This window comes from Acinetobacter sp. ANC 5378, assembly GCF_013004315.1.
GTDB lineage: Bacteria > Pseudomonadota > Gammaproteobacteria > Pseudomonadales > Moraxellaceae > Acinetobacter.
Genome location: NZ_JABERK010000026.1, coordinates 1 through 877 on the forward strand (window position 1 = coordinate 1; position 877 = coordinate 877).

Here is an 877-nt window from a genome sequence, read left to right on the forward strand (position 1 = left end):
ATTAGATCTCTTGCGAAAGTTAATTTAAGAGCATCCAATTCACCATTCCAGCAATTAAATTCATTCTTAGACCAAATCGTTTCCGTCTGTTTCTATAGCGTTCTGTTAATATCCGAAAATGTTTAAGTTTGCCGTTGATATGTTCAATTGTGATCCTACGCCGACTGATTTCTTGGTTGATCTGTTTTGCTATTTTGGGTAATGATAAATTCTTAGGTTTCTTGATTGGAATGAGTAACTTACTCTTAATCTGATGAAATCCTTTATAGGCTAAATCTGCCATGATACAAGGGTAAATGATCATCTCCTTCAAATACTTACGCGCAATCGTCAGATCATGTTTTCTGCCACTTTCGACCTGTATACTTACAATTTGCTTTAGTCTTGGGTTAAAAACGACCTGAGTTTTTAGCGTATGTTTCTTCTTTTTACCGCTATAGAATTTTCTTTGTTTTTTTGGGACGCTCAATCTGTGATTCAGTGACATCAACGATCACATAATCCCCCTCACTAAACTTTTGATTCCTTTTAGGCAATGCGAAAATCCGTGATTGAATCAGAGCATTTTCAACTTTCTGAATAGTACGATTCACATTGCTTTCAGCTAGGTTATAGTCAGCGGATAACTCAATTTGAGTTCTATAACAGCGTAAGTAATTTAAAGTTAACAATAATTGATCCTCTAAACACAACGAATGAGGTCTTCCAGATTTTTTCTTGGCAAGTTCAGCGTGTTGTAACACCGATACCATTTTTAAGAATAATGGACGAGGAACTCCAACGAGTCGTTTAAATTCCCCATCATTAAATCGAGTTAAATTTTCATATTTCATGGGGCTAGTATAAACAATTTTTTACTTTCGCAAGAGATCTATTA

General features: G+C 35.0%; 1 protein-coding gene. It reads right to left on the reverse strand.

All coding sequences use genetic code 11. The annotated features are described in order from the left end of the window. Positions 1 to 19: 19 nt before the first annotated feature. Positions 20 to 833, reverse strand: a protein-coding gene (locus HLH16_RS07045) for an IS5 family transposase (protein ID WP_171528807.1) whose coding sequence is annotated in 2 segments (ribosomal slippage) — positions 20 to 445 and positions 447 to 833 — 813 coding nt in all. Because the reading frame shifts where the segments join, the coding sequence is not laid out codon by codon here. Positions 834 to 877 lie beyond the last annotated feature (44 nt).